The sequence below is a fragment of the Acidovorax sp. GW821-FHT10A04 genome, assembly GCF_059415825.1.
Window position 1 is genome coordinate 15,517 of sequence record NZ_JBWKNZ010000026.1, and the last position, 21,156, is coordinate 36,672.

Annotated in this window: 19 protein-coding genes and 1 pseudogene; 9 read left to right on the top strand and 11 right to left on the bottom strand. The window is 63.7% G+C overall.

The genetic code is table 11. The features are described 5' to 3' along the window. Nucleotides 1-65: 65 nt before the first annotated feature. The 6 genes from pbpG to AC07PF_RS32525 all read right to left on the bottom strand — a co-directional run bounded on the left by pbpG (nt 66) and on the right by AC07PF_RS32525 (nt 7,672). The gene (gene pbpG / locus AC07PF_RS32500) at nt 66-1,142 is read right to left on the bottom strand and encodes a D-alanyl-D-alanine endopeptidase (RefSeq protein WP_007857875.1); all 1,077 of its coding nucleotides are present in this window, start codon (nt 1,140-1,142) and stop codon (nt 66-68) included. 115 nt (nt 1,143-1,257) lie between these two features. Beyond that, on the bottom strand, nt 1,258-2,796 hold the full coding sequence (locus AC07PF_RS32505; RefSeq protein WP_007857872.1) for a 2-isopropylmalate synthase: 1,539 nt from the start codon (nt 2,794-2,796) through the stop codon (nt 1,258-1,260). A 216-nt stretch (nt 2,797-3,012) separates the two neighbouring features. After that, nucleotides 3,013-3,846 (bottom strand): CDP-diacylglycerol--serine O-phosphatidyltransferase, encoded by an 834-nt coding sequence (gene pssA / locus AC07PF_RS32510; RefSeq protein ID WP_007857870.1) that lies wholly within the window; start codon nt 3,844-3,846, stop codon nt 3,013-3,015. A 287-nt stretch (nt 3,847-4,133) separates the two neighbouring features. Then, nucleotides 4,134-5,150 carry a ketol-acid reductoisomerase gene (gene ilvC, locus AC07PF_RS32515; protein WP_007857869.1) on the bottom strand — a complete coding sequence of 339 codons (1,017 nt, stop codon included), beginning with the start codon at nt 5,148-5,150 and terminating at the stop codon, nt 4,134-4,136. Nucleotides 5,151-5,214: 64 nt separating this feature from the next. After that, nucleotides 5,215-5,706 carry an acetolactate synthase small subunit gene (gene ilvN, locus AC07PF_RS32520; RefSeq protein ID WP_007857867.1) on the bottom strand — a complete coding sequence of 164 codons (492 nt, stop codon included), beginning with the start codon at nt 5,704-5,706 and terminating at the stop codon, nt 5,215-5,217. A 166-nt stretch (nt 5,707-5,872) separates the two neighbouring features. Then, nucleotides 5,873-7,672, bottom strand: a complete 1,800-nt coding sequence (locus tag AC07PF_RS32525; protein WP_494614667.1) for an acetolactate synthase 3 catalytic subunit — start codon at nt 7,670-7,672, stop codon at nt 5,873-5,875. 317 nt (nt 7,673-7,989) lie between these two features. On the opposite strand from AC07PF_RS32525, the gene AC07PF_RS32530 reads away from it, so the two are divergent. From AC07PF_RS32530 to AC07PF_RS32555, 6 genes are all read left to right on the top strand, one after another. Further along, the gene (locus AC07PF_RS32530; RefSeq protein ID WP_007857863.1) at nt 7,990-8,559 is read left to right on the top strand and encodes an RNA polymerase sigma factor; all 570 of its coding nucleotides are present in this window, start codon (nt 7,990-7,992) and stop codon (nt 8,557-8,559) included. Beyond that, nucleotides 8,556-9,011: a DUF3619 family protein gene (locus AC07PF_RS32535; RefSeq protein WP_007857862.1), complete on the top strand. Its 456-nt coding sequence runs from the start codon at nt 8,556-8,558 to the stop codon at nt 9,009-9,011. Before AC07PF_RS32530 ends, AC07PF_RS32535 begins: the two co-directional genes overlap by 4 nt. A 20-nt stretch (nt 9,012-9,031) precedes the next feature. Further along, nucleotides 9,032-9,934: a DUF3106 domain-containing protein gene (locus AC07PF_RS32540; RefSeq protein WP_494614668.1), complete on the top strand. Its 903-nt coding sequence runs from the start codon at nt 9,032-9,034 to the stop codon at nt 9,932-9,934. A gap of 31 nt (nt 9,935-9,965) precedes the next feature. Then, nucleotides 9,966-10,517, top strand: coding sequence for an RDD family protein (locus AC07PF_RS32545; RefSeq protein ID WP_494614669.1), 552 nt, complete (start codon nt 9,966-9,968; stop codon nt 10,515-10,517). A 72-nt stretch (nt 10,518-10,589) separates the two neighbouring features. Then, a complete protein-coding gene (locus AC07PF_RS32550; RefSeq protein ID WP_494606050.1) occupies nt 10,590-10,994 on the top strand; it encodes a diacylglycerol kinase in 405 nt (134 codons plus the stop codon). Continuing rightward, entirely contained in the window at nt 10,987-11,583 is a 597-nt protein-coding gene (locus AC07PF_RS32555; protein WP_494614670.1) for an LOG family protein, read from the top strand. The genes AC07PF_RS32550 and AC07PF_RS32555 overlap by 8 nt, the downstream gene beginning before the upstream one ends. Nucleotides 11,584-11,724: 141 nt before the next feature. Here AC07PF_RS32555 and AC07PF_RS32560 read toward each other — a convergent pair whose 3' ends face one another. Beyond that, on the bottom strand, nt 11,725-12,063 hold the full coding sequence (locus AC07PF_RS32560; RefSeq protein ID WP_007857855.1) for a P-II family nitrogen regulator: 339 nt from the start codon (nt 12,061-12,063) through the stop codon (nt 11,725-11,727). A 75-nt stretch (nt 12,064-12,138) separates the two neighbouring features. Further along, complete coding sequence (locus AC07PF_RS32565) at nt 12,139-13,803, bottom strand: NAD+ synthase (protein WP_494614671.1); 1,665 nt, start codon at nt 13,801-13,803, stop codon at nt 12,139-12,141. A 107-nt stretch (nt 13,804-13,910) separates the two neighbouring features. On the opposite strand from AC07PF_RS32565, the gene AC07PF_RS32570 reads away from it, so the two are divergent. Continuing rightward, nucleotides 13,911-15,128, top strand: a complete 1,218-nt coding sequence (locus tag AC07PF_RS32570) for a GNAT family N-acetyltransferase (RefSeq protein WP_494614672.1) — start codon at nt 13,911-13,913, stop codon at nt 15,126-15,128. Nucleotides 15,129-15,218: 90 nt separating this feature from the next. Next, entirely contained in the window at nt 15,219-16,937 is a 1,719-nt protein-coding gene (locus AC07PF_RS32575; RefSeq protein ID WP_494614673.1) for an AAA family ATPase, read from the top strand. Between the two features lie 7 nt (nt 16,938-16,944). On the opposite strand, the gene AC07PF_RS32580 is transcribed toward AC07PF_RS32575, so the two are convergent. Beyond that, entirely contained in the window at nt 16,945-17,838 is an 894-nt protein-coding gene (locus AC07PF_RS32580; protein ID WP_494614674.1) for a LysR family transcriptional regulator, read from the bottom strand. Nucleotides 17,839-17,958: 120 nt separating this feature from the next. Between AC07PF_RS32580 and AC07PF_RS32585 the strand changes: the two genes are divergently transcribed. Beyond that, nucleotides 17,959-18,819 (top strand): aldo/keto reductase family oxidoreductase, encoded by an 861-nt coding sequence (locus tag AC07PF_RS32585; RefSeq protein ID WP_494614675.1) that lies wholly within the window; start codon nt 17,959-17,961, stop codon nt 18,817-18,819. A gap of 193 nt (nt 18,820-19,012) precedes the next feature. Here AC07PF_RS32585 and AC07PF_RS32590 read toward each other — a convergent pair whose 3' ends face one another. Further along, the gene (locus tag AC07PF_RS32590) at nt 19,013-20,758 is read right to left on the bottom strand and encodes a methyl-accepting chemotaxis protein (RefSeq protein WP_494614676.1); all 1,746 of its coding nucleotides are present in this window, start codon (nt 20,756-20,758) and stop codon (nt 19,013-19,015) included. 128 nt (nt 20,759-20,886) lie between these two features. Further along, nucleotides 20,887-21,156 (bottom strand): annotated as a pseudogene (locus AC07PF_RS32595) (methyl-accepting chemotaxis protein); the annotation flags it as partial.

The following is a 21,156-nucleotide window of genomic DNA, read 5'->3' on the forward strand; positions in this document are numbered from 1 at the left end:
CGGGGTTTTTTGATGCCCTGGCCGCCACGGGAGCGGGGTGCCAGGGGCCGTGGTGATCTGATCGATCAACCGTTGGAGCTGTGCACCACCGTCTTCACGGGGCTGATGGCGGCGGGCATGGATTCGACCCAGTGGCGCACGCGCTCGGCGTCACCCAGGCGGCTGAACTTGCCGGCGGAATCCAGGAACACCATGATGATCTTGCGGCCGGCCACCTGCGCCTGCATCACCAGGCAGCGCCCGGCTTCGGAGATGTAGCCAGTCTTTTGCAGGCCGATGTCCCAGGTGGGGTTCTTCACCAGGCCATTGGTGTTGTTGAACTGCAGGGTGCGCGCACCCAGGGCCAGCTCGTAGCCGGGCGAGGTGGACAGCTCGCGCATCACCGGGTCGCCATGGGCCACGTTGACCAGGGTGGCCAGGTCGCGGGCGCTGCTCTGGTTGCGGCTGGACAGGCCCGTGGGCTCCACGTACTTGGTGTCGGTCATGCCCAGGAGGCGCGCCTTGGCATTCATCTGCGCCACGAACACATCGAGGCCACCGGGGTAGGTGCGGCCCAGCGCGTGGGCGGCGCGGTTCTCGCTGGACATCAGGGCCAGGTGCAGCATTTCGCCGCGGGTCAGCGTGGAGCCCACCGTCAGGCGCGAGCGGCTGCCTTTTTCGGTGTCCACGTCATCCTGGGTGATGGTGAGCTGCTCGTCCATGGGCAGCTTGGCCTGGGAGATGATCAGGCCGGTCATGAGCTTGGTGAGCGATGCGATCGGCAGAACGGCATGGTCGTTCTTGCTGAGCAGCACTTCATGGGTTTCCTGGTCGATCACCAGGGCCACGCTGGACTTGAGGTCCAGCGGGTCATTGACTTCGTGCAGGCCCGCCAGTTGGCCGAAGGAAGGCTTGGCGGGGATGAAGGCCACGCGGGTGGCGGCCTTGGAGGTCTTGGCGGTGATGCGCACCGGCTTGGCGGCAACGGCGGCCTTGCGCGGGCCGGCGGACTTCTTGGCGGTGGCCGATGCCACCTGCTTCTTGGCGGGCGCCTTCTTGCGCTCGTTGGCGTGTGCCATGGGCGACGCGAGCGCCGCACTCACAACAACAAAGCCCAGAAGCTGGAAAAAACGGTTCATTGCGGTGCTGCGGCCATGGTGCATCAAAGTGCTCCAAAGGGTAAGAAGTGTGGGCCAGTGTACAGAATCAAAAAAAGTCGCGCAAGATCAAGACCTTGCGCGACTTTCCAAGAAAGTGAATGAATTATAAATTCAACGCTTATCCCTGTGCAGCCACCCGGTCAGCTTTACTTTGTAATTTGTTCAACGCGCTGAGGTAGGCCTTGGCTGACGCGACCACGATATCGGGGTCAGCGCCCACTCCGTTGACCACGCGGCCGCTGTTCTGCAGGCGCACGGTGACCTCGCCCTGGCTCTCGGTGGAGCCGCTGATGGCGTTGACGGAATACAACACCATCTCCGCACCACTCTTGACGTGGGACTCGATGGCCTTGAGCGACGCATCCACCGGGCCGTTGCCCTCGGACTCGCCGCGCACCTCGTGGCCGTCCACCGTGAAGACGATGCGCGCACGGGGTTGCTCGCCGGTCTCGCTCTGCTGGAACAGCGAGACGAAGCCGTACTGCTCCTTCTCGGCCGTCACGCTTTCGTCGCTGACCAGGGCCAGGATGTCCTCGTCGAAGATCTCGCTCTTGCGGTCGGCCAGCTCCTTGAAGCGGGTGAAGGCGCTGTTGACCTCGGTCTCGCTGTCAAGGCTCACGCCCAGCTCCTGCAGGCGCTGCTTGAAGGCGTTGCGGCCACTGAGCTTGCCCAGCACGATCTTGTTGGCGCTCCAGCCCACGTCCTCGGCGCGCATGATCTCGTAGGTGTCGCGCGCCTTGAGCACGCCATCCTGGTGGATGCCGCTGGCGTGCGCGAAGGCGTTGGCGCCCACCACGGCCTTGTTGGGCTGCACCACGAAACCGGTGGTCTGGCTGACCATGCGGCTGGCAGCGACGATGTGCTTGGCGTCGATGTTGAGGTCCAGGTCGAAGTAGTCGCGGCGCGTCTTGATGGCCATGACGACTTCTTCGAGCGAGCAGTTGCCGGCGCGCTCACCCAGCCCGTTGATGGTGCATTCGACCTGGCGGGCACCGCCGATCTTCACGCCGGCCAGCGAGTTGGCCACGGCCATCCCCAGGTCGTTGTGGCAGTGCACGGACCAGATGGCCTTGTCGCTGTTGGGAATGCGCTCGCGCAGGGTCTTGATGAAGTTGCCGTACAGCTCGGGGATCGCGTAGCCCACGGTGTCGGGCACGTTGATGGTGGTGGCACCTTCGGCGATCACGGCTTCGAGCACGCGGCACAGGAAGTCCGGGTCGCTGCGGTAGCCGTCTTCGGGGCTGAACTCGATGTCGGCCACCAGGTTGCGCGCAAAGCGCACCGACTGGCGCGCCTGCTCGAGCACCTGCTCGGGCGTCATGCGCAGCTTCTTTTCCATGTGCAGCGCCGAGGTGGCGATGAAGGTATGGATGCGCGCGCTGTTGGCGCCCTTGAGGGCCTCGGCCGCCCGCGAGATGTCGCGGTCATTGGCGCGCGAGAGCGAGCAGATGGTCGAGTCCTTGATGGCGTTGGCAATCGCCTGCACGGCCTCGAAGTCGCCGTTGGAGCTGGCGGCAAACCCGGCCTCGATCACGTCCACCTTCAGGCGCTCGAGCTGGCGTGCGATGCGCAGCTTCTCGTCCCGGGTCATGGAGGCGCCGGGCGATTGCTCGCCGTCGCGCAAGGTGGTGTCGAAAATGATGAGTTTGTCGGCCATGGGGTTCTCCTGGTATTGATGGTGGGGTGGTCCGCAACGCTGAATTCTGGCGCCCAAAGCAAAAGGCCCGTTGCGGGTGCATACGGGCCTTTGTGGAAAACGTGTGCGCGTGCGCCTACCGTCTCCGCCCGTGGGGAGCTAGCAGTAGGATTGCAATGGCCAACGTGTTCATGCAGTGCAATGTAGCACAAGTGCAGGACGCGCGGTTCCCAGCCGTCATTTGTGCAGGCCGCGCTCGTCGGGTTCGTCGGTGGACGTGCTGATCACGCTGCTGTGCTGCCCCTTGGCCTTGCGCCAGGCGTAGACGCCGTAGCCGCTCAGCCCATAGAACACGAACACGCTGAAGAGCACGATGGGCGGATGGATATTGATGACGGCGATGCCCAGCGCGATCAGCACGATGGCGGCGAAGGGCACGCTCTTCTTCATCTGGATGTCCTTGAAGCTGTAGAACGGCACATTGGTCACCATGGTGAGCCCGGCATACAGCGTGAAGGCGAACATCACCCAGGTCACCTGGTCCCAGGTGAGCCACAGGTCCACGCCGCGGCGCACACCGAGCTCGGTCATGAGCCAGATGAAGCCGGCCACCAGCGCGGCGGCCGCAGGCGACGGCAGGCCCTGGAAGTAGCGCTTGTCGACCACCCCCGTGTTCACGTTGAAGCGCGCCAGCCGCAGCGCGGCGCAGGCGCAGTACACGAAGGCGGCGATCCAGCCCCAGCGGCCCAGGCCCTTGAGCGACCACTCGTAGGCGATGAGCGCGGGCGCGGCACCGAAGGACACCATGTCCGACAGCGAATCCATCTGCTCGCCGAAGGCGCTTTGCGTGTTGGTCATGCGCGCCACGCGGCCATCCAGGCTGTCGAGCACCATGGCGCAGAACACACCCACGGCCGCCAGGTCGAAGCGCCCGTTCATGGCCATCACGATGGAATAGAAGCCCCCGAACAAGGCCGCCAGCGTGAACAGATTGGGCAGGATGTAGATGCCCTTGCGCCGCTTGCGCACCATCACACCGGAGCCGTCGGCCAGATCCTTGCCGTCATGCATCGAAAAAATCTCCATCGCCAGGCCAGCCGGCGTGAACAGCTATCAAAATTATAGTAATTGGCACGCGCACGCATGGCGCACGGCACCCCTCCCGGGAGCGTGTGCACGCTCCAGACCGAAGGCGCAGTGTAGCTGCACCCTGGGGGCCTGGGCGAAGGCGGCCTGTCAACAATGCATGACCGGCCCAGCGAGCCGCTCCACACCAGGGCATGCGGCCCCGCCGGCCATGAAAAAAGGCCACCGAGGTGGCCTTTTGGGGTCGTGTACGCGAGACGCGTGGTCGCCGATCAGTTGCGGGTCTGGTCGACCAGCTTGTTCTTGGCGATCCAGGGCATCATGGCGCGCAGCTTGCCACCCACCACTTCGATGCTGTGGTCGGCGGTGTTGCGGCGGCGTGCCGTCATGCTTGGGTAGTTCAGGCGGCCTTCCTGGATGAACATCTTGGCGTACTCGCCGCTCTGGATGCGCTTCAGGGCATTGCGCATGGCCACGCGCGACTGCTCGTTGATGACTTCAGGGCCAGTCACGTACTCGCCGTACTCGGCGTTGTTCGAGATCGAGTAGTTCATGTTGGCAATGCCGCCTTCGTAGATCAGGTCCACGATGAGCTTGAGCTCGTGCAGGCATTCGAAGTAGGCCATTTCAGGGGCGTAACCGGCTTCGACCAGGGTTTCGTAACCCATCTTGATCAGCTCGACGGCACCGCCGCACAGCACGGCCTGTTCGCCGAACAGGTCGGTCTCGGTTTCTTCCTTGAAGTTGGTCTCGATGATGCCGGCCTTGCCGCCACCATTGGCCATGGCGTACGACAGGGCCAGGTCACGGGCCTTGCCGGACTTGTCCTGGTGCACGGCCACCAGGTGGGGCACACCGCCGCCCTGGGTGTAGGTGTTGCGCACGGTGTGGCCGGGGGCCTTGGGGGCGACCATCCACACATCGAGGTCGGCACGGGGCACGACCTGGTTGTAGTGCACGTTGAAGCCGTGGGCGAAGGCCAGCGAAGCGCCTTGCTTGATGTTCGGGGCCACGTTGTTGGTGTAGACCTCGCCGATCTGCTCGTCGGGCAGCAGGATCATGACCACGTCGGCGGCCTTGACGGCGTCGTTGACTTCCATCACGTTCAGGCCGGCCTTGCCGACCTTGTCCCACGAGGCGCCGCCCTTGCGCAGGCCGACCACGACCTTCACGCCGCTGTCGTTCAGGTTCTGTGCGTGGGCGTGGCCCTGCGAGCCATAGCCGATGATGGCAACGGTCTTGCCCTTGATCAGGCTCAGGTCACAGTCTTTGTCGTAGAAAACTTTCATGGGTCGCTCCGGTTGAAATGCGTTGTTTGGGGGGTTGAAATCGGGAAATGCGGGGTGGATTGTCTTACACGCGCAAGATTCGCTCGCCGCGGCCGATGCCGCTGGCACCGGTGCGCACGGTTTCCAGGATGGCGGTGCGGTCGATGGCCTGCAGGAAGGCGTCGTTCTTGGACTGGTCGCCGGTGAGCTCGATGGTGTAGCTCTTCTCGGTCACGTCGATGATGCGGCCGCGGAAAATGTCGGCCATGCGCTTCATCTCCTCGCGCTCCTTGCCCACGGCGCGCACCTTCACCATCATGAGCTCGCGCTCGGTGTAGGCACCCTCGGTGAGGTCGACCACCTTGACCACTTCGATGAGGCGGTTCAGGTGCTTGGTGATCTGCTCGATCACATCGTCGGAACCCGTGGTCTGGATGGTCATGCGCGACAGCGATGGATCCTCGGTGGGCGCCACGGTGAGCGATTCGATGTTGTAGCCACGGGCAGAGAACAGGCCCACGACGCGCGACAGCGCGCCGGGTTCGTTCTCCAGCAAAACGGCAATGATGTGTTTCATGATGAAGACATTCCTCTTTTCGCTGCCCTCCCCTGCGCACGGTAATGCGCAGGCTCGGCAGACAATAGATTCGTCGAAGTGAAGCTATCGAACTGATAGCAGGAGATTGGCCTGCAGCATCACACTGCTGTGGCTGCAGGCCGCAGCAGGAGCCGAAGGCCTGTGTTTACAGGTCTTCGGAGCCCAGCAGCATTTCGGTGATGCCCTTGCCGGCCTGCACCATCGGGAACACGTTCTCGGTGGGGTCGGTACGGAAGTCCAGGAACACCGTGCGGTCCTTGAGCTTGCGCGCTTCGCGCAGCGCGGGCTCGACGTCCTTGGGGTGCTCGATCAGCAGGCCCACGTGGCCATAGGCCTCGGCCAGCTTCACGAAGTTGGGCAGCGCATCCATGTAGCTGTGGCTGTAGCGGCCGGAGTACTCGATCTCCTGCCACTGGCGCACCATGCCCAGGTAGCGGTTGTTCAACGAGCAGATCTTGATCGGCGTGTTGTACTGCAGGCAGGTCGACAGTTCCTGGATGTTCATCTGCACCGAGCCTTCGCCGGTGATGCAGAACACTTCGGCCTCTGGCTTGGCCAGCTTGATGCCCATGGCGTAGGGAATGCCCACGCCCATGGTGCCCAGGCCGCCGGAGTTGATCCAGCGGCGCGGCTCGTCGAAGCGGTAGTACTGGGCTGCCCACATCTGGTGCTGGCCCACGTCGGACGTGATGTAGGTGTCGACGTCCTTGGTCATGTTCCACAGCGTTTCCACCACGTACTGGGGCTTGATGACGTCGGGACTGCCCATGCTGTACTTCAGGCAGTCGCGCTTGCGCCAGCCTTCGATGGTGTCCCACCAGGCGGCCAGGGCGCCGGCGTCGGGGCGGGTGCTGCTTTCGCGGACCATGGAGATCAGCTCGGTGAGCACATCCTTCACGTCGCCGACGATCGGGATGTCGACCTTCACGCGCTTGGAGATGCTCGACGGGTCGATGTCCACGTGGATGATCTTGCGGTCGTTCTGCGCGAAGTGCTTGGGGTTGCCGATCACGCGGTCGTCGAAGCGCGCGCCCACGGCCAGCAGCACGTCGCAGTTCTGCATGGCGTTGTTGGCTTCGATGGTGCCGTGCATGCCCAGCATGCCCAGGAACTTGCGGTCCGACGCGGGGTAGGCCCCGAGGCCCATCAGCGTGTTGGTGACCGGGTAACCCAGCATGTCCACCAGCGTGCGCAGCTCGTTGGTGGCATTGCCCAGCAGCACGCCGCCGCCGGTGTAGATGTAGGGGCGCTTGGCGGCCAGCAGCAGTTGCAGGGCCTTGCGGATCTGGCCGCTGTGGCCCTTGCGCACGGGGTTGTACGAGCGCATTTCCACGCTCTGGGGGTAGCCGCTGTAGGCGGCCTTCTTGAAGGACACGTCCTTCGGGATATCGACCACCACGGGGCCGGGGCGGCCGGTGCGGGCGATGTGGAAGGCCTTCTTGAGCGTGACGGCCAGGTCGCGCGGGTCCTTGACCAGGAAGTTGTGCTTGACGATGGGGCGCGTGATGCCGACGGTGTCGCACTCCTGGAAGGCGTCGAGCCCGATGGCGGGCGTGGGCACCTGGCCGGAGATGATCACCATGGGGATCGAATCCATGTACGCCGTGGCGATGCCGGTGACCGCGTTGGTCAGGCCGGGGCCTGAGGTGACCAGGGCGACGCCGACTTCACCGGTGGCGCGGGCATAGCCGTCGGCGGCGTGCACGGCAGCCTGCTCGTGGCGCACCAGCACGTGCTGGATGGTTTCCTGCTTGTACAGCGCGTCGTAGATGTACAGGACGGCGCCGCCGGGGTAACCCCAGATGTACTGGACGTTCTCGGCCTGCAGCGACTTGACCAGGATCTCCGAACCCATGAGGTCCACGGAGCCGGGGGCGGAAGAAGAAGGGGTATTGCCCTGCGCAGCAGCGGCTGCCGAAGTGATTTCGGCCTTGGAGATTTCCATGATGATCAACCTTTGTGAATTTCTCTGACGAAAAACCTTGGGTGCTCCTCGCATGGACCCTTGTGAAGCCAGCTTGGAACTTGAGGCCAAGGACATGGGCGTGGATGATTGCCGCGCCGGACCGTGACCCGTTTGCCTTTTGAATTGCAGCCGCGATTATCGCACTGCAACACGCGCAATTGCACACCATGCCTAAAAAAACACCGGGGGATGCGATAATCGGCGGCTGGGCTCCTTCGTGGAGGGGGCCCTGCACCTGTTGTTGGGGCGCCGCACCGGCGTGCCCGACACGCGTCCCATTCCCGGGCTGACCCGTCTTGGCAACCGAACAAGAACTCTCCGATTTCCTCAAAAGTGTAGAAAAGCGCGCATTCAAGCGCTCGGTCTACCACGTCCGCAATGAGGAAGCGGCCCTGGACATCGTGCAGGACAGCATGCTCAAGCTGGCCGAGCACTATGGGGACAAGCCGGCGGCCGAGCTGCCCATGCTGTTCCAGCGCATCCTCTCGAACAGCACCCTGGACTGGTTTCGGCGCCAGAAGACGCGCAATGCACTGTTTTCGAGCATGAGCGACTTCGAAGGGCCCGGCGAAGATGGCATGGATTTTGATCTACTGGAGGCGTACTCCGGCCCGGAAGACGGCGACAAGGCCGCGAGTGCCGAAGACCTGACCGAAAGAGCCCAGATCTTCCGGAGCATCGAGGCGGAAATAGAAGAATTGCCAGCACGTCAACGGGAAGCCTTCCTCATGCGTTACTGGGAAGAAATGGATGTATCAGAAACGGCAGCCGCGATGGGTTGTTCGGAAGGCAGTGTGAAAACGCACTGTTTTCGTGCCATACAAACCCTGAGCAAGGCACTGAAAGCCAAAGGAATAGAACTGTGAACACCACCCTTACCTCCTCCCAGGAAGCTGCAGCAGAACGTTTTGCCCGCCGCGTATCGGCGCGGCTGACGGACGGCTCGCAGGATCTGCCCTATGACATCTCGGAGCGCCTGCGCGCATCGCGCATGCAGGCACTGGCGCGGCGCAAGGTGCTGGCCCCCGTGCGCGCCCCTGCCCGGGCAAGCGCCCCGGTGGTGCTGGCCAGCGGCTCCTCGGCCAGCCTGGGCGCCGGTGGCGGCGAAGGCAACAGCTGGTGGAATGCCCTGGTGTCGGCCGTGCCGCTGATCGCCCTGGTGGTGGGCCTGTTCTTCATCAGCACGGTGCAGGACGAGTTCGGCGCCAACGAGATCGCCGAAGTCGATGCCGCCCTGCTGACCGACGAATTGCCGCCAGAAGCCTATTCCGACCCGGGATTTGTCCAGTTCCTCAAGACGGCAGCGCAGAATCACTGATTTGGCCCACTGCCCGATGCATGCATAAAGGACTTCCCGACGCCCGCCCACCACTGCCAGCCATCGTGCTGGCTTTGGCGCTTCTGGGCGCGCTGACCGCCCTCTCCGTGATGGTCGTGCAACGGGTGGGCATGGCGCCGGCCACCCTGCTGCCTTCTGCCGCCACGCGCCCCACCCCCACGGCGGCCACGGCCCTGCGCCCCTCGGGCAGCGCCACCGCCCTGCCCTCCGAAGGCCTGGCCGAAGTGGCCGCCGGCCCGGGCTGGGAAACCCTGAACACCCGGCAAAAGCTGGCGCTCTACCCCCTGGCCGAGCGCTGGGCGCTGATCAGCGAGGTGCAAAAGCGCCGCTGGCTGGCGCTGGCAGTGAATTTTCCGGAACTGCCCGAGGAAGAGCAGGCCAAGCTGCACAGCCGCATGACCGAATGGGCCAGCCTGAGCGCCCAGCAGCGCAGCCAGGCACGGCTGAACTACGCCAGCACCAACCGCCTGGCCCGGGACAACAAGCTCGCACAGTGGGAGGCCTACCAGGCGCTGACCGCCGAGGAGCGCGACCTGCTGGCCGCCACGGCACCACCCAAGCCCCAGGGCGCGGCAACCGCGCTGCGCCCGGTACCCACCCGCAAACTGGCGCAGGTGCCCGCCGCCACGCAGGCCAACCCCCTGCGCCCCAACGCGCCCAAGATCCCGCCGTTGACCGACCATGGCCCGCGCCTGGCCATGCCGGTACCTTCTGCAGCGCAGCCCCCCACGGAGGCCTCGGCCTCCAGCCCGGCCGCCCCTGCGGTGGTGGAAACCGCGCCCGTGGCCGTGCCCACCGCCGTACCCGCTGCACTGCCACCGCTGGCGCCCGCGGGCTCCGACCCGGCAACCCCCGCCGCACCGCCCAGCGCCGACAATTCAGGCCTGTACCCCAACAACTGACGGCGCCCGCCGCGCCGATCCGCAGTCCGGAATGCCCGCCTCCCCCACCTCCAGCACGCCGCCGGCAGACGCCACGGCGCCCCCGGCCACACCGCCTGCCGCGGCGACCCCCAGCCTCATGCGCCGTATGGCCTGCTGGCTGTACGAGGGCATGCTGATGTTCGGCGTGGTATTCATCGCCGGCTACCTCTTCGGCACCCTGAGCCAGACACGCCATGCGCTGGACAACCGCCATGCGCTGCAGGCCTTCCTGTTCGTGGTGTTCGGCATCTACTTCACCTGGTTCTGGGCCAAGGGCCAGACCCTGGCCATGAAGACCTGGAACATCCGCGTGGTGGACCGCGCCGGGCGCCCCATCAGCCAGCCGCGCGCCCTGCTGCGCTACGTGCTCAGCTGGCTGTGGTTTTTGCCGCCGCTGGCCGCCGTGTCGCCTTTTGCACTTTCGGGCGCGGAGACCACGGTGCTCGTCATCGGCTGGGTGGCCGTATGGGCCATTCTTGCGCGCTTTCATCCAGAGCGGCAGTTCTGGCACGATGCACTGGCCGGCACCCGGCTGGTGCATTTCGAGCACCGCAAGAAATAAGCCCTGGGCGGGAGCGTTTCGACGTCCTTAAGCCCGCCGTCACAACACTGCGCGAGAATCGCGGTTTTGCCTATGTCCACACCCCACCCCACCGCCCCCGCCAACCCCCAGAAAGCCCGCACCGGGCTGAACCGCATCTGGCACGCTGCCGGCTACTCGCTGGAGGGCCTGCGCGCCGGCTGGGGTGAAAAGGCCTTCCGCCAGGAAGCCGTCGCCGCCATCGTGCTGCTGCCTGTCTCGCTGTGGCTGGGCAAGAGCTGGGTGGAAGTGGCCCTCCTGGCCGGCTCGGTGGTGATCGTGATGATCGTCGAGCTGCTCAACACCGGTATCGAGACCGCCATCGACCGCATCGGGCCCGAGTGGCACGACCTGTCCAAGCGCGCCAAGGACATGGGCAGCGCCGCGGTGCTGCTGGCCCTGCTGCTGTGCGTGGGCATCTGGGCGGGGGCCATCTTCCAGAGGATCACCCATGGCTGACAAACCGGCTTTCTCCATCTGCGTCTACTGCGGCTCGCGCCCCGGCGAGAACGAGGCCTATGCCCAGGCGGCCACGGCGGTGGGCACCTGGATCGGCGCCCATGGCGGGCAACTGGTGTATGGCGGTGGGCGCAGCGGCCTCATGGGCACCGTGGCCGAGGCCACGCGCCAGGCCGGCGGCCGCGTGGTCGGCATCATCCCCCAGGCCCTGGTGGACAAGGAACTGGCCAACCGGGCCTGCGACGAACTGCACATCGTACAGACCATGCACGAGCGCAAGGCCATGATGGCCGAGCGCAGCGACGCCTTCATCGCCCTGCCCGGCGGCATCGGCACCTTCGAGGAACTGTTCGAGGTCTGGACTTGGCGCCAGCTCGGCTACCACGACAAGCCCCTGGGCCTGCTCAACGTGGCCGGCTACTACGACGGCCTGTTGATCTTTTTGAACCACAGCGTGGCCAGCGGTTTCATGGGTGAATGGCAGATGGGACTGCTGCACGCCGACAGCGACACCCCCGCCCTGCTCCAGACCCTGGTCGAGCAGGCCGGAAACAATGCCAGCCAGATTCCACTGCGCACGGTGATCTGACAGCCGCAAACAACTGGCGCGCCCCAAGCCAGGACCGCCGCGCAAGGGCCGCCCCGCCGCGCTGGCGGTGTCCCCCGTCCCGAATTACGCAGTAATTCGAGAGAAGGGGTGAAGGCGCAAAGCGCCTCAGGGGGATGTACCTTATACAGCTGCGTCGTCGAGGTCACCGGTGCGGATGCGCACCACGCGCTCCACGGCGGTCACGAAGATCTTGCCGTCGCCGATCTTGCCGGTGCGCGCCACGTTGACGATGGCATCGACGCAGCGGTCCACGTCCTCGGTCTTGACGACGACTTCGACCTTCACCTTGGGCAGAAAGTCCACCACGTACTCGGCGCCACGGTACAGCTCGGTGTGGCCCTTCTGGCGGCCGAAGCCCTTGACTTCGGTGACGGTCAGGCCGGTCACGCCGCATTCGGCCAGGGCTTCGCGGACTTCTTCGAGCTTGAAGGGCTTGATGACGGCGGTGATCATTTTCATGGCGGGTCTCCTGTGGATACGAAAAAAGGAAAGGCGTGCTCGCGGTCTCGGCTCAGGCCATCAACACTGACTGCTTCAAGCTCGGAACTGGTTGGTGATAGGGTAACGCCAATCCTTGCCGAAGCTGCGGCGGGTGACGCGAATCCCTACGGGCGCCTGCTGGCGCTTGTACTCGTTGATCTGGATGAGCCGGGTCACGCGCTCCACGTCGGCGCGCGCAAAGCCGGCCGCGATGATGGACTCGATGGGCTCGTCGTTCTCCATGTAGCGCGAAACGATGGCGTCCAGCACGTCGTAGGGCGGCAGGCTGTCCTGGTCCTTCTGGTCGGGGCGCAACTCGGCGCTCGGCGGGCGGGTGATGATGCGCTCGGGGATGGGGCCGGTGCCCGTGCCATACGGGTCGTGGGCATTGCGCCAGCGGCACAGCGCGAACACGGTGGTCTTGGCCACGTCCTTGATCACGGCGAAGCCGCCGGCCATGTCACCATAGAGCGTGCAGTAGCCGGTGGACATCTCGCTCTTGTTGCCCGTGGTCAGCACGATGGAGCCGAACTTGTTGGAGAGCGCCATGAGCAGCGTGCCGCGGATGCGCGCCTGCAGGTTCTCCTCGGTCGTATCCTCGGTCCGGCCTGCGAAGTCGCTGGCCAGGGCCGCCTTGAAGGCCTCGAACTGCGGCTGGATGGAGATCTCGTCGTAGCGCACGCCCAGGCGGGCCGCCATGTCGCGCGCGTCGATCCAGCTGATGTCGGCCGTGTAGGGCGAGGGCATCATCACCGCGCGCACCTTGTCGGCGCCCAGAGCATCCACAGCGATCGCCAGCACCAGGGCCGAGTCGATGCCGCCCGACAGGCCCAGCAGCACGCCAGGGAAGCGGTTCTTGCCCACATAGTCGCGCACGCCCAGCACCAGCGCGTCCCACAGGTCGGCCTCGGTGCTGCGCAGCGGTGCGATGTCGCCGTGCACTGCCGGCGGCATGGCGCCCTGGCCGGCCTGCACCTGCACGGTGAACAGCACTTCCTCGAAGCCCGGGGCCCGCGCCGCCACGGCACCGTCGGCCCCCAGGGCGAACGAGCGGCCCTCGAACACCACCTCGTCCTGCCCGCCCACCAGGTGGGCATAGACCAGGGGCAGGCCCGTCTCGCGCACGCGCTCGCGCATGGTGTGCTCGCGCTCGGCGCTCTTGCCCAGGTGGAAGGGTGAGGCGTTGATCACCGCCAGCAGCTGCGCCCCGGCCGCTGCCGCGTCGCGCGCGGGGGCGACGAACCAGGCGTCCTCGCAGACCAGCACACCCACGCGCACGCCGGCCACCTCGAACACGCAGGGCGCCTGCCCGGCCACGAAGTAGCGGCGCTCGTCGAACACCTGGTAGTTGGGCAGCTCGCGCTTGGCATAGGTCTGCTCCACCACGCCGTCGCGCAGCACGCTCGCCGCATTGAAGCAGGCGCTGAAGGCCGGCGCACCGGCGCGCACGGCCTGCGGATGCCCGAGCACGATGGCCAGGCCTTTCAACCCCGCAGTCTCACGGGCCACGGTTTTCACGGCATCATCGCAGGCAGCGATGAAGGCCGGGCGCAGGAACAAATCCTCTGCCGCGTAGCCGCAGATCGCCAGCTCGGGCGTAAGCAGCAACTGCGCACCCCGGGCATGGGCGTCGCGCGCCGCGGCAATGATCTTCTGCGCATTGCCGGGCATGTCGCCCACCACGAAATTGAGCTGCGCTGTGCAAATGGAGAGCGTCATGGAACTGGAGAAGGCCCCTGGGGCCAGGTTGAAGACAACCGCCAATGCAGGCCCGCAACCCGCCGCAGACCGCCCTAGGGCAGTGCAGTGCAGGCCGCAGGGCGCACATGGCTGAAGAATTGCACATTATCGCCCGCGTGCTGGCCTCCCCGCAGGAGGTGGACGCCAATGCCTGGAACGGCCTGCTGGCTTTGCAGAGCCACCCCACGCCCTTCCTGCGCCACGAATACCTCACGGCCCTGCACGAAAGCGGCAGCGCCACGCCCCAACGCGGCTGGACGCCGCGCTTCATGACGCTGTGGGACGGCGATGCGCTGATCGCCGCCTGCCCGCTGTACCTCAAGAGCCATTCGTACGGCGAATACGTTTTCGACTGGGCATGGGCGAATGCCTATGAGCAGCACGGCGTGCCCTACTACCCCAAGGCCGCCATCGCCGTGCCCTTCACGCCCGTGCCCGGCACCCGGCTGCTGGCACGCGACGAAGAGAGCCGCACCCTGCTGGTGCAGGCCGTCTGCCAGTGGTGCGAGAGCCAGGGTGTCTCGTCCGTGCATGTGCTGTTCGCCAGCGGCGACGATGTGACGACCAGCGCCGACGAAGGCCTGATGCTGCGCCACACCGTCCAATTCCACTGGAAGAACGAACCACCAGCCAGCGCATCTTCACAAGGCGCCTTGGAAGGGAAGGACACCCCAGCCCGCTACGCCAGCTTCGATGACTTCCTGGCCAGCTTGGCCCAGGACAAGCGCAAGAAGATCCGCCAGGAGCGCCGCCGCGTGGCCGATGCGGGCGTCACGTTCCGCTGGTCGCGCGGTGCCGACATCAGCACGGCCGACTGGGATTTCTTCTACCGCTGCTACGAACGCACCTACCTCGAGCACGGCAACCCGCCCTACCTCACGCGCGACTTCTTTGCACGCATGGCGCAGAACATGCCCGAAGCCTGGCTGTTGTTCATCGCAGAGAAGGAGGGTTACCCCATCGCCAGCAGCCTGATCGCACTGGGAGACTACGGTACGGACGGGCTCGTGGCCTATGGCCGTTACTGGGGCGCACTGGAGCGCGTGGACTGCCTGCACTTCGAGGCCTGCTACTACCAGCCGCTGCAGTGGTGCATAGCCCATGGCGCGGTGCGCTTCGAGGGCGGCGCCCAGGGCGAACACAAGATGGCCCGCGCCCTGCTGCCCGTACAGGCCACCAGCGCCCACTGGATCGCCCACCCAGCCTTTGCCGAGGCGGTGGAGCGCTTTTTAGAGCGCGAGGGCCAGGGGGTGGAAGGCTATCTGGAGGAACTGCAGGGGCGCAGTCCGTTCAGGCAGGGGTAAAAAGTATGCTTACTTTTTTAGAAAATTCGCTAGCATGAATGAAGTCGATCTGAGCCAAGAATTTACTTAATCAACCATCACTTAAAAATCATGGAAATAGATGTTAAAAAATTTAAAAAAATAAATCACACATCGATAAAACTTGGCTCTTTGAATGTCCTAATAGGTCCAAACAATGCTGGGAAAAGTAGTTTTATTCAAGGAATTCAGTTTGCAATTTCAGCCTGTCAGACTTTAGAGCTGGAAAAATCAAGCTGGTCTCGCGATGGAGTGAGAACTTTATCACTCGACTCCGGTGAATTTTTGTATACACCAACAAACAATGTCAGCGCTCTATACCATGGCAAAAAACTAACTGGTGCAAGAAAACGAAGTGATCGAAGCGAGATAAATTTCACCTTCAAAGAAGGAAGCAACGAAGCAGCAATTACGATCTCCAAGGGAAAAAATGGGGGATTTACAACGACTCTAAAGGGAAAATCGCTTGGAAACCTCCTCTGCGACATAAGCTCTCCGTACTGTGTTTACGTTCCAGGAATTGCAGGGATACCAACAAAAGAAAAATACGAAGTACCTATTGCAGTTAGAAAATCAGCAATTCGCGGGGACAGCAACAATTATCTTAGAAACATAATTTACAGCATTAGCAAATCCACAGAAAAATGGGAATCCTTTATCTCATCCATAAAAACCATTTATGGAGAAATAAGGATAACCGTTGATTTCGACGAAAACAAATCCGAATACATATCAATAAACGTACTGCTAAATGACATAGAAGTCCCACTCGATGCGATAGGGACTGGCCTACTGCAGGTCATACAAATATTTGCATATATTGAATACTTTTCACCTCAAATCGTTCTTTTGGATGAGCCTGATGCTCACATACATCCAACAAAGCAAAGACTTTTGGCCGAAGAATTATCGAGAAAAGCCAAAGCCGATCAAAAGCTTAAAATAGTCTTTTCCACGCACTCTCGATACATCCTCGACGCACTAGAAGGAGACGCCAAAGTCGCACATTTCCAAGAGGGAAGAGCATATGAAGGCGTCAAAAATAGCAGCATATTAATTGACATAGGGGCCGCCGACGTCGATTATCTTTTCGGAAGAAAACAACTAAAATATGTTGTCGCCACAGAAGACAAAGTGGACAACATAAAAGAGAAAAAAGAATTTCTAAAGAAATTTCTTTTGGCGAATGGCTTGAAAGAGGATGAAGTTGTTCTGCATTCTTACGAAGGATGTACCAAGGTTTACTTTGGAAAAATCTTGGAAGATTTTGTATCCAAACACATACCAGGCGTAAGAGTAATACTTCACGTAGATCGAGATCAGAAAAGCGATTTAGATCAAGAAATTATAAAACTGAGATCAGATTGCACCAGAGACAACATACTATTATTTATAACAAAATACCAAGAAATCGAGTCATATTTTTGCCAACCAAAGCACATCAGCCTTTGCTCTGGAATGCCAATTGAAGAGGCAAATCTACGCTATGATGAGTTTTCAGAAGAACTAAAAGACGCAACACTTAGAAAGCTAAAAAATTTCATACTTCGAGAACGCCCTAATTTAGCGCTTAACAAAGACAACAACCAAGACATTGACCAAATAAATAAACAAGCAGAGGATTGGTATAAAAAATACAAAAACGAATTCACCCTAGGAAAAGAGTTGCTTGGAAAATTCAAAAACCACTTGCAAAACCATGAAAAATTAAATCCAGAGTTGATCTTGTCGATTTCTGACGGATTGATTTGTGAAGAATTTCAAAAAATCATCTTACCCACTTTAAAATGATATTTATCTATTTCTGAATGAAATCCACAAACGCCCTGAGCGGCGCTGGCAGATAGCGCCGCCCGGGGTAGTAGAGAAACGGCCCGGTGAAGGGCCGGGCCCAGTCTTCGAGCACCGGCACCAGCGCCTCGCTGTCGAGGTGCGGCTGCAGCCAGCCTTCGAACATGTGGATGATGCCGCAGCCCGCGAGCGCTGTCTCCACCGCCAGGTCCACGCCGCCCGATATGCGCACGATCAGCGGACCGGAGGGATCCACGACGACCACCTCGCCATCGCGCTCGAATTCCCAGGCGGGCATGGTGCCGCTGGCAAAACGGCCACGCAGGCAGGCGTGCTGCATGAGGTCGCGCGGGTGCTGCGGCCGGCCGCGCGCAGCCAAATAGGCCGGCGATGCGGCCGCGGCCATGCGCTGCCAGCGCGGGCCGATGGGCAGGGCGATCATGTCCTGCTCGAGGCGCTCGTCATAGCGGATGCCGGCGTCGCAGCCCTCGGCCAGGATGTCGACAAAGCCCTCCTCCACCACCACGTCCAGGCGGATGTCGGGGTTGGCCGCGAGGAAGGGCGGCACGATGGCGGGCAGCACCAGGCGTGCGGCGCTGGCGGGCACATTCAGGCGCAAGGTGCCGGCAGGCCGGTCGCGAAAGCCGTTGACCACGTCGAGCGCGGCCTGCACCTCGCCGAGCGCCGGGCCCAGGCGTTCGAGCAGGCGGGCGCCCGCCTCGGTGGGCGCCACACTGCGCGTCGTGCGGTGCAGCAGGCGCACGCCCAAGCGGGCCTCCAGCCGGCGCACGGCCTCGCTCAGGCTCGACGCGCCGACGCCGCCCAGGCGCGCCGCCTCGCGGAAACCGCCGCCGCGTGCCACCGCGACAAAGGCGGCCAGATCACCCAACTGCTCGGCCATGGACAGAACCCTTCGCTTGACTGTTCGCTGTACCGCACAACCCGTGCGCACTCAACCGGCTTATCGTACACAGGCGGCGTGCCTACAGTCGATGCATCCCCCATTTGAAAGGACACCTCCATGACAGCAATCGACAAGGCCGGCAGCTACCGGCTCGGCCACCGTGATGTGAAGCGCCTGGGCTACGGCGCCATGCAACTGGCCGGCCCGGGCGTGTTCGGCCCGCCCAAGGACCGGGCCGCCGCCGTGGCCGTGCTGCGCGCCGCCGTGGAAAGCGGCGTGGACCACATCGACACCAGCGATTTCTACGGCCCGCACGTGACCAACCAGATCATCAGGGAGGCACTGCACCCCTACCGCGATGGCCTGACCCTCGTGACCAAGGTGGGCGCGCGGCGTGGCGACGATGCTTCCTGGCTGCCCGCGTTCTCTGTGGCCGAACTCACGCAGGCGGTGCACGACAACCTGCGCAACCTGGGCCTCGATGTGCTGGACGTGGTGAACCTGCGTGCCATGTTCAGCGTGCACGGGCCGGCGGAAGGCTCACTGGAAGAACCGCTGACGGCGCTGGCCGAACTGCAGCGCCAGGGCCTCATCCGCCACATCGGCCTGAGCAATGTGACGGCGCGTCAGGTACAGGACGGGCGCCGGATCACGCCGATTGCCTGCGTGCAGAACCTGTACAACCTGGCCCACCGCGAAGACGAAGCCCTGCTCACGCAGTTGGCGGGCGAAGGCACGGCCTATGTGCCCTTCTTTCCGCTGGGCGGCTTCACGCCATTGCAGTCGGACGCCCTGTCTGCCGTGGCCGTTCAGTTGGGCGCCACGCCCATGCAGGTGGCACTGGCCTGGCTGCTGCAGCGCTCACCCAATATCCTGTTGATCCCGGGCACCTCGTCGGTCACCCACCTGCAGCAGAACATGGCGTCGGCACAGCTGGCTTTGCCGCCCGATGCGGTGGCACAGCTGGACTCCTTGTAAGAGGCGGGTACCACCGCAACGCGCTGAGCCAGCGGCCGAACACCACAGGCCAGGGCCACCGCCCGCCGGTGCACCACAACGGTTCAACACGACACCGCGAGCACCAAACCAGGGCAATCAGCCGCCGCACGCCAACAAGCAACCCATTTTGGTGCGGGGCCGTACCTTCAAAGCGCAGCGGCTGCCCCCTGGTTCAGAAGCTCTCCCATTCATCGTCGGAGGCAGTCGTCGCAGTTGCCGCCCGCGGCGCGGCAGCAGGCGACTTGGAGGCGGCCTGCGCCTTGGCGGGCGCAGGTGCCGCGAGCTTGCGCTGTGCCACGCTGGCGACCGGTGGGCGGGCGGCTGGCGGCGCTGCCGGAGGGCGCGGGCGAGGCGCTGCAGCGGCCTGGACCACCGGCGCGTCGGCAGACAGCTTGAACACCTCCACGGCGCTGACCAGGGCCTGGGCCTGGTGGCTCAGGCTGCCCGCGGCGGCGGCCATTTCCTCGACCAGGGCGGCGTTCTGCTGGGTCACCTGGTCCATCTGTGTGACGGCATCCCCTACCTGGGAGACGCCCTGGCTCTGCTCGGTGCTGGCGGCGCTGATCTCGCCCATGATGTCGGTCACGCGGCGGATCGAGGCCACCACCTCGGTCATGGTGGCGCCCGCCTTGTCCACCAGCGTGGTGCCCTGCTCCACGCGCTCCACGCTGGCGTGGATCAGGCCCTTGATCTCCTTGGCGGCGTCCGCACTGCGGCCCGCCAGGCTGCGCACCTCGCTGGCCACCACGGCAAAGCCGCGCCCCTGCTCCCCGGCGCGCGCGGCCTCGACGGCGGCGTTCAGCGCCAGGATGTTGGTCTGGAAGGCGATGCCGTCGATGACGCCGATGATGTCGGAAATCTTCTTGCTGCTGTCGTTGATGCCCTTCATGGTCTCCACCACTTCGGACACCACATCGCCGCCCTGCACGGCCACGGTCGAGGCACTCATCGCCAGCTGGTTGGCCTGGCGCGCGTTGTCGGCGTTCTGCCGCACGGTGGAGCTCAGCTCCTCCATGGAAGCGGCCGTCTCCTGCAAGGCGCTGGCCTGCTCCTCCGTGCGGATGGACAGGTCATGGTTGCCCGAAGCGATCTCGGCACTGGCCGATGCCACGCCCTGGGCATTGCCACGCACGCCCGACACCACCTGGGCCAGGTTGTCGCGCATGGCGGTCAGGCCGCCGAGCAGGCGCGCGATCTCATCACGCCCCTGTGCCTGGATGGACACCGTGAGGTCACCGCGCGCCACGGCATCGGTGATTTCGACTGCATTGCCCAGCGAGCGCGAGATCTGGCGGATCATGGCGCCGCCCACCAGCACGGCCAGCAGCACGCCCAGCACCACGGCGCCCACGACCAGCACCCGCAGGGTCTGGTAGCTGGCGGCAGCGCGGTCGTACTCCATCTTGGCCTGGTCGAGCTGCACCTGCATGAGCAGGCCCAGCACTTCCTGCAGCGGGTCCATGGCCGGGTACAGGTCCTTGGCGGCAAAGCCGGTGAGGGCGGCTACGTCGCCTGCCTTGAACAGGCCCACCAGGGTCTCGGTGGCAGCGTCGGCCTTGGTCTGCAGGGGCTTGAAGCGGTCGACCAGCGTCTTTTCCTCGGGCGCCAGCCTGGTGGCCAGGTAGGCGCTCCAGTTGGATTCGATGGCCTTGCGCGCATCCGCCACCGACTGCAGGCCCTGCGCGGCGGTCATGCCGCCGTCGCGCACCTTGTGCGCCGCATCGACCACGTTGACCGCGTACATGTCGGCCACGATCTTGATCTGCTTGAGGGGCACCACCCGGTCGTCGTACACCGATTTGAGCCCGGCGTTGGACTGCCCCATGCCCAGCAAGCCGGCCCCGCCGACCAGCAACACAAGGCAGCACAGCACCGCCAAAAGCCCCGCGAGGCGGGTCGAGATCTTGAACCGGTTCATGGCCTGCTCCCGAAGTAACAACCTGTAAACACAGGATAGCAGGATCCGGGCCCGCAAGCACCTCCCCAAACCCTGCCTTCTCCTCACAGGGTCTTCCAGGCTGGCCTGTCAGCCAGCGAACGCTGGGATCAGAAGCTTTCCCATTCATCATCCCCACCAGCACCCGCCTTGGCCGGGGCCTTGGGTGCCGCGGCCGCGGGGCTGGGCGCAGCCAGCCGGCTGGCCACCGGGGCCTTGCCCACCGGCGCCTTCACGGGCGGACGTGCTGCCATGGCCACCGGCTTGCGCACCGCAGGCGCCGGTGTAGATGCCGGTGCCCGGTAGTTGCCATCGTTGGCCAGGCGGAACACCGCCACCGCGTTGACCAGCTCGCCCGCCTGGCTGTTCAGGCTGCTCGC